The organism is Burkholderia orbicola (genome assembly GCF_900100915.1).
In the GTDB taxonomy this organism is placed as follows: domain Bacteria; phylum Pseudomonadota; class Gammaproteobacteria; order Burkholderiales; family Burkholderiaceae; genus Burkholderia; species Burkholderia orbicola.
The window spans coordinates 2,219,700-2,239,670 of the sequence record NZ_FNKW01000002.1 but is presented as its reverse complement, the minus strand read 5'-3'; the positions used below and the strand labels follow the sequence as shown (position 1 = coordinate 2,239,670).

Sequence of the window (19,971 nt, the reverse complement as noted above, 5' to 3'; positions counted from 1 at the left end):
TCATGCATCCGTGGGATGCGCGCGATCCATGCTGGAACGATTCCATCTCGTCGTCATTCGTGAAGTCGAGCGTCAGGGCTCGCTGACCGCGGCGGCCAATGCGCTGCACCTCACGCAATCGGCGCTCAGCCACACCGTCCGGAAGATCGAGCAGCAGCTCGGCACGCCGATCTGGGATCGGGAAGGCCGCGGCCTGCGGCTCACGCAGGGCGGCCAGTATCTGCTGAAGCTGGCGAACCGGCTGCTGCCGCAGTTCGAGCTCGCCGAGGAGCGGATGAAGCAGTACGCGAAGGGCGAGCGCGGCACGCTGCGCATCGGGATGGAGTGCCATCCGTGCTACCAGTGGCTGCTGAAGGTCGTGTCGCCGTACCTGTCGCGCTGGCCCGACGTCGACGTGGACGTGAAGCAGCGCTTCCAGTTCGGCGGCATCGGCGCGCTGTTCGGTTACGACATCGACGTGCTCGTGACGCCCGATCCGCTGAACAAGCCGGGGCTGCGCTTCGATCCCGTGTTCGACTACGAACAGGTGCTGGTGGTCGCGGATTCGCACCGGTTCGCGAACGTCGACCACGTGACGCCCGAGCAACTGACCGACGAGGTCCTGATCACGTACCCGGTCGAAACCGACCGGCTCGACATCTACAACCAGTTCCTGACGCCGGCCGGCATCGTGCCGAGGCGGCACAAGTCGATCGAGACGACCGACATCATGTTGCAGATGGTCGCGAGTGGGCGCGGCGTGGCAGCACTGCCGCGGTGGCTCGCCGACGAGTATGCGGACCGGATGCCGGTCGTGCCGGTCAAGCTCGGCAAGAAAGGCATCGCGAAGCAGATCTTCCTCGGCATCCGCGAAGCGGACGCAGCGATCGACTATCTGGCCGCATTCGTCGCGCTGGCGCGCGAATCGACGTGGAGCGCGCCGCGCATGCTGCGCTAGGCGCGCCCGTTTGCCCCGCGCTCAGGCGGCGCGCATGCCGGCGCGTTCGCCGCGCTCGACCCACGCGCCGAACAGCAGGCCGATCGTCGTCCACATGATCACCTGCATGCCGATCGCCGCCACGCGGAACCTCCACAGCAACGCCGCCGGGAAATCGGCCGGCAACTCGCTGACCGACGGCAGCCCGACCTGCACGGCCGCGATGATCGCGACGAACACGAGCCCGGCGACGATCGACGCGTTCCACTGGCCGAGCTTCGCCAGCAGATGGCGGCGCACGCCGACCGAGAACACCATCGTCGCGACCGAGATCGCGATCATCAGGAAGAACAGGCCGGTGCGATAACCGATCGTGTCGGGGTCGCCGACCGACGGCGGATTGGCCGGGTACTTGAGGTTCGGCACGATCACGAGCGCGACGAATGCCGCCAGCGCGAGCCACGCGGCCAGCGGCCGTGCCGGCAGGCGGCTGCCGCGTCCGTACGCATACGCGAAGACCAGCGAGAACAGCCCGCCGAATGCCGCGCCGTACGTCACGACGCCCGTCAGCAAGCCAAGGCCGGCCTGCGTGTGGCGGCTGACCAGCTCGGGCTCCGGCGCCTCGCCTTGGGCGGCGGTGGTTTTTTCTTCGAAGGCGATCGCCTGATCGACTTGCGGTTCGCCGACAATTTTCGCGAAACCGAACGTGAGGAGGCCTGCGGCGATGCCTGCGAGCATCCCGCGCATGAGCAGCTTTCCGACCATCGTAGGCTCCGCGTCAGTGGCAGGGAAAGCCGAGCAGATGGCGGCCGTCGTGGACGAATTCGTGTACGAGCATGCCCGGCACGAGCGACGTCGCGCCCTGTTCCGCACCGACGAAATACAGCGCGAGCAGCAGGATCAGGCCGACGAACACGGCCCACGGCAACAGCTCACGGACGGGGATGGGTGCCGGCACGACCGCCGGCTTCAGCACTGCTTCGCTCATGGATGCACCTCAGGGGAATCGCGCCCCGACAAATGATGGATGGGTACGAAGGCAGGTCTGGCTTCCGGGATCATCGATTCCCCGGTTACAGTGGCGCGACCGCGCCGGAATTGCACCGGCTTCCGCGCTTCGTATCGGGCGAATTGTACGCGCGAACGTTCGCGTATTGAAGCGATGACACATGCGCGAGCACGCCCCGTTCCGGATCATCCGACAACCGACATGACCCTACCTGCCTCACTGCGCCTGATCGCGCACGCCTCGACCCGCGCGATGCGCACCGGCACGTTTCCCGACGACGATCCGCTCGACGCGCACGGGCTCGCCGAAGCTGCTGCGCTGCGTGGTCGGTGGAAGGCCGTCGCCGACTCGCTCGTGCTGTGCAGCCCGGCACGCTGCGCCAGGCAGACCGCCGACGCACTCGGGCTGCACGCCGATATCGACGACACGCTGCGCGACATCGATTACGGCCACTGGCGCGGCAAGCGGCTGCATGATCTCGCCCGCGACCTGCCTGACGAACTTGCCGCGTGGCTCGGCACGCCGTCCGCGTCGCCGCATCGCGGCGAATCGTTCGACGCCGCCGCGCATCGGATCGGCACCTGGTTGAACGTGCTGCCACCCGATCGCGACGTCATCGCGATCACGCATGCGCCGATCGTCCGCGCGGCCATCGCGCATGTGCTGCGGATGGCTCCCGAAGCGACCGCGCGTCTCGACGTCGCGCCGCTGTCGTGCACGACGTTCGTCGCGTCGCCGGCCGGCTGGACGTTGGCCACGACGGACGATGACCCACGCGACACCGGCGCGTAAGGCACTGTGATGTTCACTATGTGAGCCGACGACGCGCTCCGGCGCGTCGCATGCCGCCGTCCGCCTTACATCCCGTAAGACACACCGTTCGTCATCCCGACTGTCATCAAACTGACTGCTAGCCGCAGCTAGCATCGGACGCGGTTCCCTCACGAGATGCCGTCATGAATCAACCCGCTTCGTCCGCCCCGAACAATCCGGGCTCCGTCGCACGCACCAGACAGGTCGGCTATGCCGCGTTCCTGCTGGTGCTCGTGCTCGGCGCCGTCTATATCGCCACGCACCTGGTCGCCGATCTGGCGCCGGTCCGCGAAGGGACGCTGTTCCCGTACCTGCTGCTCGGCGCCGCACTGCTGATCGCGCTCGGCTTCGAATTCGTCAACGGCTTCCACGACACCGCGAATGCGGTCGCGACCGTGATCTATACGCACTCGCTGACGCCGAACGTGGCGGTGATCTGGTCGGGCATGTGGAACTTCCTCGGCGTGATGGTCTCGAGCGGCGCCGTCGCGTTCGGCATCCTGCAGTTGCTGCCGGTCGAGCTGATCCTGCAGGTCGGCAGCGGCTCGGGCTTCGCGATGGTGTTCGCGCTGCTGATCGCCGCGATCGTCTGGAACCTCGCGACCTGGTATTTCGGGTTGCCGTCGTCGAGCTCGCATACGCTGATCGGGTCGATCATCGGCGTCGGGCTGATGAACCAGCTGATGCACGGCCCGTCCGGCACGAGCGGCGTCGACTGGGGCCAGGCGCTCGGCGTCGGCAAGTCGCTGCTGCTCTCGCCGATCGTCGGGTTCCTGTGTGCGTCACTGCTGCTGCTTGCGCTGAAGGCGCTCGTGCGGATTCCGGAGCTGTACAAGGAGCCGCCGAAGGATCAGCCGCCGCCGTTCTGGATTCGCTGCCTGCTGATCCTCACCTGCACCGGCGTGTCGTTCGCGCACGGATCGAACGACGGGCAGAAAGGGATGGGCCTCATCATGCTGATCCTGATCGGCACGGTGCCGACCGCCTATGCGCTGAACAAGGCCGTCACGCCCGCCGAATCGCAGACTTTCGTGGCGGTCGCGAACCAGGCGGCCGCGACGTTCGGGAAGTACACGAACGGCGTCGCGCCGTCCGCGAACCCGCGCGCCGATGTCGAACACTACGTGCAGCATCGTGAACTGACGCCCGCCGTGCTGCCGGCCGTCGCGCAGTTGTCCACGTCGCTCGCGACCGCCGTCGGCGCGTCGGGCTCGATGGCGGCCGTGCCGCAGCGCGACGTCGACAACGTGCGCAACACGATGTATCTGGTCTCCGAAGCCATTCGTCTGATGGAGAAGTCGGGCCAGCCCGCATTCGCCACCGATGACAAGCTCGCGATCGACAACTATCGCAAGCAGCTCGACCACGCGACCAAGTTCATTCCGACGTGGGTGAAGGTGGCCGTCGCGATCGCGCTGGGCCTCGGCACGATGGTCGGCTGGAAGCGGATCGTCGTGACCGTCGGCGAAAAAATCGGCAAGCAGCACCTGACGTACGGTCAGGGTGCGTCGGCCGAACTCGTCGCGATGCTGACGATCGGCGCCGCCGACATGTACGGGCTGCCCGTGTCGACGACGCACGTGCTGTCGTCGGGTGTCGCGGGCACGATGGCGGCGAACGGCTCCGGGCTGCAATGGAGCACGGTGCGCAGCCTTGTCCTCGCATGGGTGCTGACGCTGCCGGCATCGATCGCACTGGCAGCAGGGCTTTACTGGTTGTTCCGGTCGCTGGCCTGATCGTGGGTGCGGCGGGTGGCGGGCGATAGCCGGCTATCCGCCGCGTAGGCTCGATTTGTCGTCTCTGCGTCTCTGCGTCTCTGCGTCTCTGCGTCTCTGCGTCTCTGCGTCTCTGCGTCTCTGCGTCTCTGCGTCTCTGCGTCTCTGCGTCTCTGCGTCTCTGCGCCTCTGCGCCTCTGCGCCTCTGCGCCTCTGCGCCTCTGCGCCTCTGCGCCTCTGCGCCTCTGCGCCTCTGCGCCTCTGCGCCTCTCCGCCTCTGCGCCTCTCCGCCTCTCCGCCTCTGCGCCTCTGCGCTCCGGCACGTCGCCACGTTCAGTGTGTCGATGCCTCGCCTTCAACGTTTCCCCGTTTCGCCGCCCGAATTAAAGCGCAAGATCTGGAGCGTGCCGGCTCCCGGACGCCGCTAGACTGGGTTCATCAACTTTCGTCGTGAACTCGACCGTGCGCGGCCGCACGGCGCCACACTGCCGATGCCCCGAGGTACGCCCGTGAACATTGCCGATCTGCAACCTGCCGTCGAATCGCTGGACATCGCGCAGCGCGTCGACACCCTCGACTGGCCGAGCGTCGATGCCGAGCTCGATCGCTTCGGATGCGCGCGCGTACCGGGCCTGATGTCGGCCAGCGAGTGCGATGCACTCGCGTCGCTCTATCCGCGCGATGCGCTCTATCGTTCACGCGTCGTGATGGCGCGGCACGGCTTTGGCCGCGGCGAATACAAGTATTTCGCGTATCCGCTGCCTGCGGTCATCGCCGAGCTGCGTGCAACGATGTACCCGCATCTCGCGCCGATCGCGAATCGCTGGAACCAGGCGCTCGGGATCGACGTTCGTTATCCCAAAGACCATGCGACATTCCTCGATCGCTGCCACGCGGCGGGACAGACGCGACCGACGCCGCTGATCCTGCAATACGGCGCCGACGACTACAACTGCCTCCATCAGGACCTGTATGGCGAGCACGTATTTCCGCTGCAGGTCGCGATCCTGCTGTCGGCGCCGGGCCGTGATTTCACTGGTGGGGAATTCGTGCTGACGGAACAGCGACCACGCATGCAGTCGCGTGCGGAAGTGGTGCCGCTGACACAAGGCGACGCGGTGATCTTCGCGGTACACGGCCGGCCGGTGCAGGGAACCCGAGGCGTCTATCGCGTCAACTTGCGCCACGGCGTCAGCCGGATTCGAAGCGGCCATCGCCACACGGTTGGCATCATCTTCCATGATGCGCAGTAGCGGGAGGCGGAACAGCTGCGCTGCTGTCGTGCCGCTTGTCGCGCATCGCATTCCTGCTCGTGCCAGCACCGCACGTCATCGTCCGCACGGTTCCGACCGCGTATGGCCGCCAGATGGTCGCTCGCTCGCGGTGACTGGAGACCGATTGCGCTGACCGTCAAGCGATCGCGGCCGCAACGAGCCAACACTTTTGGTGAGCGCCGCAAAACATGCGTACTCACCTGTCGCCCCGCCAATATGATTGGCAGTCCGGCCTATCCTCGCGCCACGTTGGCCCGCAGCCGGTCGCCGGCATCGGAAGCCAGCCGTGCATAGCCCGGCAACGTCAGCAGCGCGAGCACGCCCGCCGCGATGAACGCCCAGCGAAAATCGGCGAGCACGTTGTGCATGCCGGCCGCATCGCCGCGCACCAATGCTGCGAGCCGCAGCGACAATGCACCGAACGCGATCCCCATCCCGATCGTCATTTGCTGCGCGGCGCTCCACAGCGTGCTGGCCGCGCTCGTCTGGTGAGAGGGGATATCCGCATAAGCCAGCGTCGCGAGCGTCGTGAACTGCATCGACCGCGTGAGCCCATAGACGAATACGACGAGCAGCGTGATCGCCAGCGGCGTCGACGCGGTCAGCCAACCGCATACGATCGTGAAGATGCCGACGATCGTCACGTCGACGAGCGCGACACGCCGAAAGCCGTAACGGTCGAGTATCCACGACGTGCCCGCCTTCATCCCGAGGTTGCCGAGTGCACTCGCGAGCAGCAGCAGACCTGACTGGAGCGGCGACAGCCCGAAGCCGATCTGGAACAGCAGCGGCAGCAGGTACGGGACGGCGTTGATCGCCATCCGCGTGATCGATCCGGTGATGACCGTCACCGAGAACGTCGGCACCTTCAGCGTCGTGAAATCGAGCAGCGGATGCGCGCAGCGTCGCGCATACAGCCACGCAGCGATACCGAACAGCACGCTTGCGCCCACCAGGACACCCGCGCGCGTGAAGTCGACATCCTGCTGGCCGGCCGCTTCGGTACCGATCAGCAAGCAGGTCAATGCGCCACCGGCCAGCACGAAGCCAACCCAGTCGAGCGGCCGTTGCTCGTCGGCCCGCGTGTTCCGGACGATCAACCAGGTACAAACGAGTGCGGCAAGGCCGAACGGGACGTTCAACAGGAAGATCCATCGCCACGACGCGTAGGTCGTGATGAAGCCGCCGATCGGCGGCCCGACGACGGGTGCGACGATGCCCGGCCACGTAATCGTCGCGATCGCGCGCATCAGCTTCGCCTTCTCGGTACTTCGCACGACGATCATTCGTCCGACCGGCACCATCATCGCCCCGCCGACACCCTGCAGCAGCCGGGCAGCCGTGAACGACATCACGCCTTCGGACAGCCCGCACAGCACCGACGCACCGGTAAAGACGACGATCGCACTCGCGAACACGGTGCGCGAGCCATAGCGATCCGCGATCCAGCCGCTGATCGGAATGAACACCGCCAGCGCCAACATGTAGGCCGTCATCCCGAGACTCAGCGCGTTAGGCCCCACGCCGAACGAGTTGGCCATTTGCGGTAGCGCCGTCGCGATCACGGTCGTATCAAGGTACTCCATGAAGAACGTCGCGGCGACGAGATACGGCAAGAAGTCGGTCGTCCGACCACTTTGGGCGGGGCTGTCAGTCATGAACGATGCAGGAGACGGAATACAAAGGACACCGATCACCAGCGGATACAAGCAGTACCGGGAAATCGGGACGAGCGGTGATATTACCTCGAAGGGCTTGCCCGCCACTCTGTCGACCAAGTCACGCGAATGAACTTTATGCGCATAGATTTTTATGAGGCTTTCGCGCGGTGTTCACGGAGAGGTGCGCATGACACTGCGCATCGAGGAACGGCCAGATGAAGCGGGAGTTTTCGCCCAGAAAGTGACGTTTATCGATCATCGTCGATCAACATCGTCCATCATCGACCATCGCAACATCGTCGGCGAGACGTGCGCCGTCGGTCGGACTCGATTCTTGAAGACGGATGGGTATGGCGAGCAGAGGACGTGCCGAGGTTTCCGGACGACACAGTTGCGGAGAAGAAATTGCGTCTTGATCGAAGATACGATCAATAAGCAATTGAATCGCCGGAGATAGAAGCGATTGAGGGAATGGGATGCAGGGATTGATTGCGTGGGTGAGATGCTAATGCAGTAGCGTTGGTAAGGCTTCACCCCGCCATGCACATTTCCGCCGCGCCAATGCAAAAACCCCCGCCTTTCGGGCGGGGGTTCTTGGCTTGAAGGGAGCCTGACGATTACCTACTTTCACACGGGAATCCGCACTATCATCGGCGTAGAGTCGTTTCACGGTCCTGTTCGGGATGGGAAGGGGTGGGACCGACTCGCTATGGTCATCAGGCAAAGGGGGTTGTTGCGTTGCTTCGCAGCGCAACCAATCTTGGAAGAAGCAGTAATTGAGGTTGTGAGCTGTATCTCACACGTACGCGGTACTTCAACCGCAGTACGTCGAGTGCTTTGCACTCGACGCTCGATATCCGTAAGCGCTGAAGCGCTAACGGCTATCGAGACAGACTTGTTATAGGATCAAGCCTTACGGGCAATTAGTATCAGTTAGCTGAACGCATTACTGCGCTTACACACCTGACCTATCAACGTCCTGGTCTCGAACGACCCTTCAAGGGGATCTAGTCCCCAGGGATATCTCATCTTAAGGCGAGTTTCCCGCTTAGATGCTTTCAGCGGTTATCTCTTCCGAACATAGCTACCCGGCGATGCCACTGGCGTGACAACCGGTACACCAGAGGTTCGTCCACTCCGGTCCTCTCGTACTAGGAGCAGCCCCCTTCAAATATCCAACGCCCACGGCAGATAGGGACCAAACTGTCTCACGACGTTTTAAACCCAGCTCACGTACCTCTTTAAATGGCGAACAGCCATACCCTTGGGACCGGCTACAGCCCCAGGATGAGATGAGCCGACATCGAGGTGCCAAACACCGCCGTCGATATGAACTCTTGGGCGGTATCAGCCTGTTATCCCCAGAGTACCTTTTATCCGTTGAGCGATGGCCCTTCCATACAGAACCACCGGATCACTATGACCTGCTTTCGCACCTGCTCGACTTGTCGGTCTCGCAGTTAAGCACGCTTATGCCATTGCACTATCAGCACGATTTCCGACCGTACCTAGCGTACCTTCGTACTCCTCCGTTACGCTTTGGGAGGAGACCGCCCCAGTCAAACTGCCTACCATGCACTGTCCCCGACCCGGATCACGGGCCAAGGTTAGAACCTCAAACAAACCAGGGTGGTATTTCAAGGACGGCTCCACCGAAACTAGCGTTCCGGTTTCATAGCCTCCCACCTATCCTACACAGATCGGTTCAAAGTCCAATGCAAAGCTACAGTAAAGGTTCATGGGGTCTTTCCGTCTAGCCGCGGGTAGATTGCATCATCACAAACACTTCAACTTCGCTGAGTCTCGGGAGGAGACAGTGTGGCCATCGTTACGCCATTCGTGCAGGTCGGAACTTACCCGACAAGGAATTTCGCTACCTTAGGACCGTTATAGTTACGGCCGCCGTTTACCGGGACTTCAATCAAGAGCTTGCACCCCATCATTTAATCTTCCGGCACCGGGCAGGCGTCACACCCTATACGTCCACTTTCGTGTTTGCAGAGTGCTGTGTTTTTATTAAACAGTCGCAGCCACCAGTTTATTGCAACCCCTTCACCCTCCTGGCGCAGGCCAGTCAAGCTACAAGGGCGTACCTTATCCCGAAGTTACGGTACCAATTTGCCGAGTTCCTTCTCCCGAGTTCTCTCAAGCGCCTTAGAATACTCATCTCGCCCACCTGTGTCGGTTTGCGGTACGGTCATCATTAGACTGAAGCTTAGAGGCTTTTCTTGGAACCACTTCCAATTGCTTCGCTCCCTAGGGAGCTCGCGCCACACCCTTGAATTACGCGCCCGGATTTGCCTAAGCGCCTTCTCCAATGCAGCGACCGGGACTTCCAACACCCGGACAACCTTCCGCGATCCGTCCCCCCATCGCATCTAACAATGGTGCAGGAATATTGACCTGCTTCCCATCAGCTACGCATTTCTGCCTCGCCTTAGGGGCCGACTCACCCTACGCCGATGAACGTTGCGTAGGAAACCTTGGGCTTACGGCGAGGGGGCCTTTCACCCCCTTTATCGCTACTCATGTCAGCATTCGCACTTCCGATACCTCCAGCACCCTTTACAAGGCACCTTCGCAGGCTTACGGAACGCTCTCCTACCATGCGAGCAAAGCTCGCATCCGCAGCTTCGGTATATAGCTTAGCCCCGTTACATCTTCCGCGCAGGACGACTCGATCAGTGAGCTATTACGCTTTCTTTAAAGGGTGGCTGCTTCTAAGCCAACCTCCTGACTGTTTTAGCCTTCCCACTTCGTTTCCCACTTAGCTATATTTGGGGACCTTAGCTGGCGGTCTGGGTTGTTTCCCTCTTGACACCGGACGTTAGCACCCGATGTCTGTCTCCCGTGATTGCACTCTTCGGTATTCGGAGTTTGCTATGGCGGGGTAATCTGCAATAGACCCCCCAACCATGACAGTGCTCTACCCCCGAAGGTGAGACACGAGGCACTACCTAAATAGTTTTCGGAGAGAACCAGCTATTTCCAGGTTTGTTTAGCCTTTCACCCCTATCCACAGCTCATCCCCTAACTTTTCAACGTTAGTGGGTTCGGACCTCCAGTACGTGTTACCGCACCTTCATCCTGGCCATGGATAGATCACCTGGTTTCGGGTCTACGCCCAGCAACTGAACGCCCTATTCGGACTCGCTTTCGCTACGCCTGCCCTATACGGTTAAGCTTGCTACTGAACGTAAGTCGCTGACCCATTATACAAAAGGTACGCCGTCACCCCTTACGAGGCTCCGACTGTTTGTATGCATGCGGTTTCAGGATCTATTTCACTCCCCTCCCGGGGTTCTTTTCGCCTTTCCCTCACGGTACTGGTTCACTATCGGTCGATCACGAGTATTTAGCCTTGGAGGATGGTCCCCCCATCTTCAGACAGGATTTCACGTGTCCCGCCCTACTTGTCGCACACCTAGTTCTTTCATACTGTTTTCGCCTACAGGGCTATCACCTGCTATGGCCGCACTTTCCAGAGCGTTCGGCTAACAATACAAATAAAGAGTGCAAGGCTCATCCCATTTCGCTCGCCACTACTTTGGGAATCTCGGTTGATTTCTTTTCCTGCGGTTACTTAGATGTTTCAGTTCACCGCGTTCGCTTCACATGGCCTATGTATTCAGCCATGGATACTCCAAAAGGAGTGGGTTTCCCCATTCGGACATCTACGGATCAAAGCTCGTTTGCCAGCTCCCCGTAGCTTTTCGCAGGCTACCGCGTCCTTCATCGCCTGTGATCGCCAAGGCATCCACCACATGCACTTGTTCGCTTGACCCTATAACGAGTCTGTCTCTCGACAGCCGCTACAGGTTGAGTTCTCGCGTTGTGCCGTATTCCAATTGATGTCGGTCCGGCGTTAGCGCTTTAGCGCTTACGCAGGCCCCACTCCCGAAGGGAGTAGACCCGAATCATCTTGAGATACATCGATACAATCACAACCCGGATAACTTCCACGTCCATCTCGAGACGCTTCCGCTATCCAAATTACTTACTTCTTCCAGATTGTTAAAGAACGACAGCCGATATCTGTTGATATCCTCTGACTGGCTCAATCGCCAATGACAAAGACTCGAACAATCATCATTCGAATGTTTGTCATTGAGGATTGGTGGAGGCAGACGGGATCGAACCGACGACCCCCTGCTTGCAAAGCAGGTGCTCTCCCAGCTGAGCTATGCCCCCATGTACAGATTTGCCTCAGGTGTGTACCGCCACACAAGACGGTGGTGGGTCTGGTTGGATTCGAACCAACGACCCCCGCCTTATCAAGACGGTGCTCTAACCGACTGAGCTACAGACCCCTGAGTCTGTCTTTAATTTACAGCCGATAAGCGTGAGCGCTCAACTTGTGCGAGAAGCTCTGGAAAGGAGGTGATCCAGCCGCACCTTCCGATACGGCTACCTTGTTACGACTTCACCCCAGTCATGAATCCTACCGTGGTGACCGTCCTCCTTGCGGTTAGACTAGCCACTTCTGGTAAAACCCACTCCCATGGTGTGACGGGCGGTGTGTACAAGACCCGGGAACGTATTCACCGCGGCATGCTGATCCGCGATTACTAGCGATTCCAGCTTCATGCACTCGAGTTGCAGAGTGCAATCCGGACTACGATCGGTTTTCTGGGATTAGCTCCCCCTCGCGGGTTGGCAACCCTCTGTTCCGACCATTGTATGACGTGTGAAGCCCTACCCATAAGGGCCATGAGGACTTGACGTCATCCCCACCTTCCTCCGGTTTGTCACCGGCAGTCTCCTTAGAGTGCTCTTGCGTAGCAACTAAGGACAAGGGTTGCGCTCGTTGCGGGACTTAACCCAACATCTCACGACACGAGCTGACGACAGCCATGCAGCACCTGTGCGCCGGTTCTCTTTCGAGCACTCCCGCCTCTCAGCAGGATTCCGACCATGTCAAGGGTAGGTAAGGTTTTTCGCGTTGCATCGAATTAATCCACATCATCCACCGCTTGTGCGGGTCCCCGTCAATTCCTTTGAGTTTTAATCTTGCGACCGTACTCCCCAGGCGGTCAACTTCACGCGTTAGCTACGTTACTAAGGAAATGAATCCCCAACAACTAGTTGACATCGTTTAGGGCGTGGACTACCAGGGTATCTAATCCTGTTTGCTCCCCACGCTTTCGTGCATGAGCGTCAGTATTGGCCCAGGGGGCTGCCTTCGCCATCGGTATTCCTCCACATCTCTACGCATTTCACTGCTACACGTGGAATTCTACCCCCCTCTGCCATACTCTAGCCTGCCAGTCACCAATGCAGTTCCCAGGTTGAGCCCGGGGATTTCACATCGGTCTTAGCAAACCGCCTGCGCACGCTTTACGCCCAGTAATTCCGATTAACGCTCGCACCCTACGTATTACCGCGGCTGCTGGCACGTAGTTAGCCGGTGCTTATTCTTCCGGTACCGTCATCCCCCGGCTGTATTAGAGCCAAGGATTTCTTTCCGGACAAAAGTGCTTTACAACCCGAAGGCCTTCTTCACACACGCGGCATTGCTGGATCAGGCTTTCGCCCATTGTCCAAAATTCCCCACTGCTGCCTCCCGTAGGAGTCTGGGCCGTGTCTCAGTCCCAGTGTGGCTGGTCGTCCTCTCAGACCAGCTACTGATCGTCGCCTTGGTAGGCCTTTACCCCACCAACTAGCTAATCAGCCATCGGCCAACCCTATAGCACGAGGCCCGAAGGTCCCCCGCTTTCATCCGTAGATCGTATGCGGTATTAATCCGGCTTTCGCCGGGCTATCCCCCACTACAGGACATGTTCCGATGTATTACTCACCCGTTCGCCACTCGCCACCAGGTGCAAGCACCCGTGCTGCCGTTCGACTTGCATGTGTAAGGCATGCCGCCAGCGTTCAATCTGAGCCAGGATCAAACTCTTCAGTTTAAACCTGTTACTGTTTTCGGTTCAGTTAAGAACCGGTCGCTCACTCAAAGCTGACAGGAATATGAATCACTTCATAAACCTGACTTACTTTAGTGTGAGACTCTTGATACTTTCGCTATCTGATCCGAGGATCAGCTCGCTTTCATCAAGCGCCCACACTTATCGGCTGTTAATTTTTAAAGAGCATTTCTGCGAGGGATCTGAACCCCTCAGCAGCGCTGCGTTTTCAGCAGCAGAGAAGCGAGATTATGAACCGTGTTTCGCAGCTCGTCAACAACTTTCTGAACGACTTCGTTGCGACTGCGGGGCTCAACTTCCGTACCGCCGAGGCTCGCTACCGCCGAACCCCAACAGCACTGCTTCCCTTCCTCCCGCGCTGCGTTTCCGTTAGCGCGAAAGAGGCGTGATTCTATGCATCCCCGGGCGATCGCGCAAGGGGTTTCGCGAAAAATATAAAGCGCCGCACGCTACCGCGTGCGGCGCCTTATATAGAAGCAGCCGAATCGTCAGGAAAGTGCGCGCACCTGGCGCGCGACGATCTCCATATAGTGATCGAGATCCGGCGTCAGCTTGCATTCCTCCTTCGCCATATCGTCCCAGCGGCGCAGGCGCAACGCATCCTCCGCGAACGGGCGCCGCAGGAACGCCGCCGTCTCCTCTTCACTGAAGACGCCGCCCTGCAACGCCAGACTGCGCACCGAGTCCGGCGACAGGCTCTCAAAGTAGCCGGCATCCGTGCGGCACAGGCAGCGCTTCGCGTCGACGTGCAGCCGGATCGGCTCCAGCACCGCGTCGGAAAACAACGGCCGCAGGAATGGCAGCACGTAATACTGATGCAGATCGTCGATCCCGCGCGCGCTCGGCGTGTCGCCCTGGCGGTTCAGCAGATGGCCGAGGTCATGCAGGAACGCCGCCGCGACCAGCGCTTCGTCCGCCCCGGACTCCTCCGCCAGCAATCCGCTCTGCAATGCATGTTCGAGCTGCGTGACCGGTTCGCCGCTATAGGCCACATGCCCATGCTCGCGATACAGCCCGTGGATCTCTTCCACCGTCAGCGCCATTCGTTCACTCCCAAGGCAGCGAAAACGTCTTCAGGTTCGTGAAGCTCTTCATCGCCTCCTGGACGCCTTCCTTGTAACCGAGCCCCGAATCCTTGATCCCGCCGAACGGCGACAGTTCGATCCGGTATCCCGGCACTTCCCACACGTTCACCGTGCCGACCTTCAGCTCGTTCACGAACCGCACGACCGCCGCCGTACTGTCCGTACAGACACCCGACGACAGCCCGAACGCCGTGCCGTTGCTGATCCGGATCGCGTCGTCGATCGTATCGAAAGCGATGACGGGCGACACCGGCCCGAAGGTCTCCTCGCGCACGATCGTCATCGACGGATCGACGTTGTCGAGCACGGTCGGCGCATACAGCGCACCGCGCCGCACGTTGCCGGTCAGCAGGCGCGCGCCCTGCGCGACCGCCTCGTTCACCCGTACCTCGAACAGCCGCGCCGCCGTCTCGTCGATCACCGTGCCCATTTCGTTCGCGGGATCGAACGGATCGCCGTATTTCCATGCGCGCGTCTTCTCGACGAGCAATTCGGTGAACGCGGGCGCGATCGAGCGCTGCACCAGCATCCGCTTGACGGCCGTACAGCGCTGGCCCGAATTCCGGTACGAGCCGAGCACCGCCAGCGATGCCGCGCGGTCGAGATCGGCATCGGCCAGGACGATCAGCGGATCGTTGCCGCCCAGCTCCAGCACGATGCGCCGGTAGCCGGCCCGCGCGGCGATCGCCTTGCCGATCGCGACGCCGCCCGTGAAGGTAATCAGCGACGCGTGCGGATGCGTGACGAGCTCGTCCGCGATTTCGGCAGGGTCGCCGGTCAGCACCTGCAGCATCGGTTCCGGCAGCCCCGCTTCATACAGCAAGTCGGCCAGATAGAACGCCGACAGCGGCACCTTCTCCGACGGTTTCACGATCACGCGGTTGTTGGTCGCGATCGCCGGCGCGATCTTGTGCGCGACCTGGTTCATCGGATGATTGAACGGCGTGATCGCGACGATCACACCGTCGAGCGGCTGGCGCTGCGAGAACACGCGCCGCGCCTTGCCGTGGGGCGTCAGATCGCACGAGAAACTCTGCGCGTCGTCGCGCAGCGCCTCGACCGCCGCGAACTTCAGCACGTCGGCCACACGGCCGATCTCGTAGCGCGAATCCTGTTTCGACAGCCCCGACTCGAGCGTGATCAGGTCGGACGCTTCCTCGGTGCGCTCGCGCAGCAATGCAGCCGCACGTTCGAGAATCTGCGAGCGCGCGTAGCGCGTGAGCGTCGGCCGGTAGGCCATCGCGTAATCGAACGCCGCGCGCACGTCGTCGACGCTGGCGAGCGGTGCGGTGCCGACGCGCGTGCCCGTGTACGGGTCCGTGACGTCGAGCGTGCGCTCGCGTATCGCGCGCGTGCCACACCAACGCAACGCTTCGGCACTAAACGACGGATGATCCTGCCGCGGATGAGCCATCATGTCGCGATCCGGTTCAACACGAAATCGAACACGTCGAAGTTGCGCGGGCGACGTGCGGGATCGTCCCGCTCGATACGGCGATTGAACAGCAGCGGCACTTCCTGCTCGGATACGCCGCCATGCGAACGCAACGGCACCGTGAGGCCCGACAGGTCGTGTTCGCGCTCGCGGGTACCGAGCGTCATGTCGCTGCGGCCGATCACGACGAGATCGCCGATCCGGTCGGCCGGCAGTTCGAAGCGAGCGGCGGCTTCCGCGTTGTCGAGCACGAGCTCGACGCCGTCGAGTCCGCCGATGCGCCACATCGCCTCGGCCCGGTCGACGCCCGGCGCCAGGTAGATCGTCGCGAACGAACCGAGCGCCCCGTGATGCACGACGTACGGATCGGTAATCGGCAGGATCACCCGCGCAGCCTGCGTGCCGTACCAGCCGTCGAAGGCATCCTGCAGATAGATCACGTTCGGTCGGCCCGTCGCCGGATCGTGCTTCGCGTTCATCCCGTGGTCGGCCGTGAGGCCGATCGCCCAGCCAAGCGCGTCGAGTTGCGCGAGGTAACCGTCCATCATCGCGTAGAACGCGTTCGCGCCGGCACTGCCCGGCTCGCACTTGTGCTGCACGTAATCGGTGGTCGACAGGTACATCAGGTCGACCTGCCGCGTCTGCGCGAGCCGTACGCCGGCCGCGAACACGAATTCGGACAACGCCGCGCTATAGACGTCCGGCGACGGCAGGCCGACCCAGTCGAGTACGTCGACGATGCCGTTTTCCGCGAGATTGGCCTGCGCGGCCTTCTCGGCCGAAAAGCAGATGCCGTTCAATTGCCAGCCGAGCAGCCGGCGCAGCTTGTCCTTCGCGGTCACGACGGCCACCCGCGCGCCGGCGTCGGACGCCGCCGCGAGCAACGTGCCGGCCCGCAGGTAGGCCGGATCGTTCATCATGACTTCGGCGCCGCGCCCGCCGTCGGCGGCCGGGTCCCAGAAATAGTTGCCGCAGATGCCGTGAACCGACGGCGGCACGCCGCAGACGATCGACAGGTTGTTCGGGTTGGTGAAGGTCGGCACGACGCAATCCGCGCGCCACGCGGTACCTTGCTCGATCATCCGGCTGATGAATGGCGCGACGCCGGCTTCCACCGCGCATTCGAGATAGTCGTACTCGCAGCCGTCGACACAGATGACGACGGTCGGCTCGACCGGCAGCCGGTAACGCCGGCCGTTGACGTCGATCGAGCGTCCCGCGAGATCCGACGAACCCTTGCCGGCGGCCGGTTGCTCGCCGGGGAGCCGCAATGCGAACGCGGCGTTCATGATGCCGCCCGCTTGCCGCGCGGCACGCGCGCGGCGATCAGCAGCAGCGCCGCGAGCGACGCGCCGAGCATCAGCAGCGACAGCGCCGACGCCGGCAGGTAATAGCCGCGCTCCACCTGGCCGATCACGACGATCGGCACGGTCGCGAAGCCGGGCGGATACACCGTCAGCGTTGCGCCGAGCTCGCCGAGCGACAGCGCGAAGCCGAGCGCGAGGCTCGCGCGCAGCGCCGGCACGAGCTGCGGCAGCAGCACGCGGCGCAACACCATCGCGGGCGGCGCACCGAGGCTCGCCGCGGCTTCGCGCAGCACGGTCAGTTCCGGGCGCAGCGCGGCGGCCGCGCAGCGATAGCAGAACGGCAGAATCAGCGCGAGCTGCACCAGCACGACGATCGCCGCCGAGCTCGACAGGTCGAGCGGCTTCTGGTGATACGCGATCAGCACCGCGAGCCCGAGCACGACGCTCGGCACGCCGTTCGGCACCATCACGAGCGCGTCGACGAGCGCGCCCAAGCCGCGCCGGTCGCGCCCTTCGAGCGCGAGCGCCAGCCACAGCCCGAGGATCGTGCCGAGCGCCGATACGCCGAAGCCGATTTCAAGGCTGGTCAGCAGCGCGTCGTATTCCGGCGAGCCGAGTCGCTCGAACCAGCGCAGGCTGTAGCCGGCCGGCAGAATCGTGCCCGACCATTGCGTCGACACGCTCGACAGCGCGACGACGACGACCGGCAGCACGAACAGCCAGAAGCACGCGAATGCGGCCAGCGCGAGCGCGGCCCGCGACGCATGCTTGAGCAGCGCGTCGGTCCAGCCGAGCGGGTGACGCGGCACGGCCTGCCCGATACGGAATTCAGCGGACATCGTTCCCTCCCGTCGCACGCCGGTTCACCCGGCGATAAACCGCATACAGCGCCAGCGACAGCGACAACATCACGACCGCGCCGGCCGACGCGGTCGGCAGGTCGAGATCGACGGTCGCGCTGCTGTAGACCGCGACCGGCAGCGTGACGAGCCGCGCACTGCCGAGCACAAGCAGGATGCCGAACTCGTTCAGCGTCAGCAGAAAGCACAGCACGGTGCCGGCGGCGATGCCCGGCCATGCGATCGGCAGCACGACGCGGCGCGCGAGCATCCAGCCGGACGCACCGAGACTGCGCGCCGCTTCCACCAGACGCAGGTCCAGCGTCGCAAACGACGCGAGCGTCGGCCGCACCACGAACGGCGTGTAGAACACGGTCTGCGCGAGAATCACGCCGCCGATGCCGAACAGGAAATCGAGCGGCGGATTCTCGAGATGGAACAGGTGCTGCAGCGCGATGCTGATCGAGCCCTGCGAGCCGTACAGGAAGATCAGCGTGAACGCGACGAGGAACGACGGAAACGCGACGTACAGCTCCAGGAAACGCGTGACGAGCGACGCGCCCGGGAACGGCCGGAAGAACAGCAGCGCGGCCAGCAGCACGCCGAGCACCGACGCGGTGCCGGCGCTCGCGAACAGCACGCCGAGCGTCGTCAGCAGCACGTTGCGCGTGTCGGGATTGCCGAAGAAGGTCCGGTACGCGGCGAAACTCAACCCGTGATCGCCCGACACGCTCAGCAGCACGAGCCGCACCAGCGGATAGACGACGAGCGGGCCCAGCACGACGATCGCCAACGCGGCCAGGTGCAGGTCGCCCACGCGCCTGCGGCGCCGCGCGGCCGCGGCGTGTGCGGCGGCCGACGCGAGCACGTGCGGCGGCAGGCCGGCTTCAGGGCTCGATAAGGACGACATCGTCTGCCTCGCAATGCAGGGACACGCGCGCACCGCGCTCGGGGGCCGCGCCGCGGCCGCGTTGCATCGTGACGCGCACGGGCTCGTCGGGCGCCGCGTCGATCACGACCGCGATCGACAGATCCGCGCCCTGCCATTCGACCGACGACACGGTGCCGTGCAGGCCGCCCGCCGCGGGCGGCATCACGGTGAGACGCTCGGGGCGCACGCACGCGACCTTGCCGCGCACCTCGTGGCGCGGATCGCCGAGCGGAAAGATCACGTGCGGCGGCAGCAGGTTCGCCGGGCCGAGATAGCGCGCGACGTAGCCGTCCCGCGGCGCGTCGTACAACTGTTGCGGCGTGCCGAGCTGCGCGATGTGGCCGTCGCGCATCAGCAGCGCGCGGTCGGACAGCACGAGCGCATCGTCGCGGTCGTGCGTCACGCAGACGACGGTCAGGTTCGGCAGGCGCTCGTGCAGCGCCTTCAGTTCGCTGCGCACCGACGCGCGCAGGTTGGCGTCGAGCGCCGACAGCGGCTCGTCGAGCAGCAGCACGTCGGGCTCGATCACGAGCGCGCGGGCCAGCGCGACGCGCTGCTGCATCCCGCCCGACAGTTGCGCCGGCAGATGGTGGCCCGCGTCGCCGAGCTGCACGAGCTTGAGCGCATCGGCGACGCGGCGCGTCACTTCCGACGACGCCATGCCGCGTGCGCGCAGCCCGAATGCGACGTTCTCGAACACCGACAGGTGCGGAAACAGCGCGTAATTCTGGAACAGCAGACCGAGATTGCGCTTGTGTGGCGGCGCATAGGTCAGGTCGCGTCCGGCCACGGTCAGCGTGCCGGTCAGGCCGTCGGCCTTCACGAACCCGGCGATGAAGCGCAGCAGCGTGGTCTTGCCGCAGCCGCTCTTGCCGAGCACGGTCAGAAATTCACCGGCGCCGATCGACAGCGACAGATCTTCCAGCACCGTGCGTGCGCCGTAGCGCACGCTCAGATGCTCGATCTGCACGCCGCCCGGCGCGCCGGACCGCAGCGTCGCGTGCGGTTCGGCGGCGCCGAATGCGCCGGGATGGGTCAGGGTGGTGTCCACCGGGTTCATCC

General features: G+C 62.9%; 13 protein-coding genes, 2 tRNA genes, 3 rRNA genes and 1 riboswitch. Of the genes, 4 read left to right on the top strand and 14 right to left on the bottom strand.

Annotated features, from left to right (window positions below):
• Positions 1–28 precede the first annotated feature (28 nt).
• A complete protein-coding gene (locus BLS50_RS26995) occupies positions 29–937 on the top strand; it encodes a LysR family transcriptional regulator (protein WP_074805463.1) in 909 nt (302 codons plus the stop codon).
• A gap of 21 nt (positions 938–958) precedes the next feature.
• On the opposite strand, the gene BLS50_RS26990 is transcribed toward BLS50_RS26995, so the two are convergent.
• Together BLS50_RS26990 and BLS50_RS26985 are read right to left on the bottom strand one after the other, a co-directional pair.
• Positions 959–1,681 carry a CbtA family protein gene (locus BLS50_RS26990; RefSeq protein WP_074805460.1) on the bottom strand — a complete coding sequence of 241 codons (723 nt, stop codon included), beginning with the start codon at positions 1,679–1,681 and terminating at the stop codon, positions 959–961.
• A gap of 13 nt (positions 1,682–1,694) precedes the next feature.
• A complete protein-coding gene (locus BLS50_RS26985; protein ID WP_011546908.1) occupies positions 1,695–1,904 on the bottom strand; it encodes a CbtB domain-containing protein in 210 nt (69 codons plus the stop codon).
• 33 nt (positions 1,905–1,937) lie between these two features.
• A riboswitch (cobalamin riboswitch) is annotated at positions 1,938–2,076 on the bottom strand.
• Between the two features lie 50 nt (positions 2,077–2,126).
• Between BLS50_RS26985 and BLS50_RS26980 the strand changes: the two genes are divergently transcribed.
• From BLS50_RS26980 to BLS50_RS26970, 3 genes are all read left to right on the top strand, one after another.
• A complete protein-coding gene (locus tag BLS50_RS26980; RefSeq protein WP_074805457.1) occupies positions 2,127–2,717 on the top strand; it encodes a histidine phosphatase family protein in 591 nt (196 codons plus the stop codon).
• 164 nt (positions 2,718–2,881) lie between these two features.
• Positions 2,882–4,474, top strand: a complete 1,593-nt coding sequence (locus BLS50_RS26975) for an inorganic phosphate transporter (protein WP_012339386.1) — start codon at positions 2,882–2,884, stop codon at positions 4,472–4,474.
• Between the two features lie 470 nt (positions 4,475–4,944).
• Positions 4,945–5,706: a 2OG-Fe(II) oxygenase gene (locus tag BLS50_RS26970; RefSeq protein WP_074805454.1), complete on the top strand. Its 762-nt coding sequence runs from the start codon at positions 4,945–4,947 to the stop codon at positions 5,704–5,706.
• A 254-nt stretch (positions 5,707–5,960) separates the two neighbouring features.
• On the opposite strand, the gene BLS50_RS26965 is transcribed toward BLS50_RS26970, so the two are convergent.
• The 12 genes from BLS50_RS26965 to phnT form a co-directional block, all read right to left on the bottom strand.
• Positions 5,961–7,385: a DHA2 family efflux MFS transporter permease subunit gene (locus BLS50_RS26965; protein ID WP_074805452.1), complete on the bottom strand. Its 1,425-nt coding sequence runs from the start codon at positions 7,383–7,385 to the stop codon at positions 5,961–5,963.
• Positions 7,386–7,996: 611 nt separating this feature from the next.
• Positions 7,997–8,109: ribosomal RNA gene (gene rrf / locus BLS50_RS26960) — 5S ribosomal RNA — on the bottom strand.
• A 181-nt stretch (positions 8,110–8,290) separates the two neighbouring features.
• Positions 8,291–11,172, bottom strand: a 23S ribosomal RNA gene (locus BLS50_RS26955).
• A gap of 331 nt (positions 11,173–11,503) precedes the next feature.
• Positions 11,504–11,579 (bottom strand) — tRNA-Ala (locus BLS50_RS26945).
• A gap of 42 nt (positions 11,580–11,621) precedes the next feature.
• Positions 11,622–11,698: transfer RNA gene (locus BLS50_RS26940), tRNA-Ile, on the bottom strand.
• Between the two features lie 63 nt (positions 11,699–11,761).
• A 16S ribosomal RNA gene (locus tag BLS50_RS26935) occupies positions 11,762–13,294 on the bottom strand.
• Together the 16S, 23S and 5S rRNA genes with 2 tRNA genes alongside form the textbook arrangement of a ribosomal RNA operon.
• 506 nt (positions 13,295–13,800) lie before the next feature.
• Positions 13,801–14,355 (bottom strand): phosphonate degradation HD-domain oxygenase, encoded by a 555-nt coding sequence (locus BLS50_RS26930; protein ID WP_074805449.1) that lies wholly within the window; start codon positions 14,353–14,355, stop codon positions 13,801–13,803.
• A 4-nt stretch (positions 14,356–14,359) separates the two neighbouring features.
• On the bottom strand, positions 14,360–15,814 hold the full coding sequence (gene phnY, locus BLS50_RS26925) for a phosphonoacetaldehyde dehydrogenase (protein WP_074805446.1): 1,455 nt from the start codon (positions 15,812–15,814) through the stop codon (positions 14,360–14,362).
• On the bottom strand, positions 15,811–17,121 hold the full coding sequence (phnA, locus tag BLS50_RS26920) for a phosphonoacetate hydrolase (protein WP_074805443.1): 1,311 nt from the start codon (positions 17,119–17,121) through the stop codon (positions 15,811–15,813). The genes phnY and phnA overlap by 4 nt, the downstream gene beginning before the upstream one ends.
• On the bottom strand, positions 17,118–17,978 hold the full coding sequence (gene phnV / locus BLS50_RS26915; RefSeq protein WP_011546900.1) for a 2-aminoethylphosphonate ABC transport system, membrane component PhnV: 861 nt from the start codon (positions 17,976–17,978) through the stop codon (positions 17,118–17,120). The genes phnA and phnV overlap by 4 nt, the downstream gene beginning before the upstream one ends.
• Entirely contained in the window at positions 17,968–18,888 is a 921-nt protein-coding gene (phnU, locus tag BLS50_RS26910; protein WP_074805441.1) for a 2-aminoethylphosphonate ABC transporter permease subunit, read from the bottom strand. Before phnU ends, phnV begins: the two co-directional genes overlap by 11 nt.
• A complete protein-coding gene (phnT, locus tag BLS50_RS26905) occupies positions 18,866–19,969 on the bottom strand; it encodes a 2-aminoethylphosphonate ABC transport system ATP-binding subunit PhnT (protein WP_012339378.1) in 1,104 nt (367 codons plus the stop codon). Before phnT ends, phnU begins: the two co-directional genes overlap by 23 nt.
• Positions 19,970–19,971 lie beyond the last annotated feature (2 nt).

Coding starts and splice junctions, on each gene's coding strand:
- phnU (WP_074805441.1), bottom strand. CDS start 18,888: ATGTCGTCCTTATCGAGCCCTGAAGCCGGCCTGCCGCCGCACGTGCTC.
- phnY (WP_074805446.1), bottom strand. CDS start 15,814: ATGATGGCTCATCCGCGGCAGGATCATCCGTCGTTTAGTGCCGAAGCG.
- BLS50_RS26970 (WP_074805454.1), top strand. CDS start 4,945: ATGCCCCGAGGTACGCCCGTGAACATTGCCGATCTGCAACCTGCCGTC.
- BLS50_RS26930 (WP_074805449.1), bottom strand. CDS start 14,355: ATGGCGCTGACGGTGGAAGAGATCCACGGGCTGTATCGCGAGCATGGG.
- phnA (WP_074805443.1), bottom strand. CDS start 17,121: ATGAACGCCGCGTTCGCATTGCGGCTCCCCGGCGAGCAACCGGCCGCC.
- BLS50_RS26980 (WP_074805457.1), top strand. CDS start 2,127: ATGACCCTACCTGCCTCACTGCGCCTGATCGCGCACGCCTCGACCCGC.
- BLS50_RS26990 (WP_074805460.1), bottom strand. CDS start 1,681: ATGGTCGGAAAGCTGCTCATGCGCGGGATGCTCGCAGGCATCGCCGCA.
- BLS50_RS26995 (WP_074805463.1), top strand. CDS start 29: ATGCTGGAACGATTCCATCTCGTCGTCATTCGTGAAGTCGAGCGTCAG.
- phnT (WP_012339378.1), bottom strand. CDS start 19,969: ATGAACCCGGTGGACACCACCCTGACCCATCCCGGCGCATTCGGCGCC.
- BLS50_RS26985 (WP_011546908.1), bottom strand. CDS start 1,904: ATGAGCGAAGCAGTGCTGAAGCCGGCGGTCGTGCCGGCACCCATCCCC.
- BLS50_RS26965 (WP_074805452.1), bottom strand. CDS start 7,385: ATGACTGACAGCCCCGCCCAAAGTGGTCGGACGACCGACTTCTTGCCG.
- BLS50_RS26975 (WP_012339386.1), top strand. CDS start 2,882: ATGAATCAACCCGCTTCGTCCGCCCCGAACAATCCGGGCTCCGTCGCA.
- phnV (WP_011546900.1), bottom strand. CDS start 17,978: ATGTCCGCTGAATTCCGTATCGGGCAGGCCGTGCCGCGTCACCCGCTC.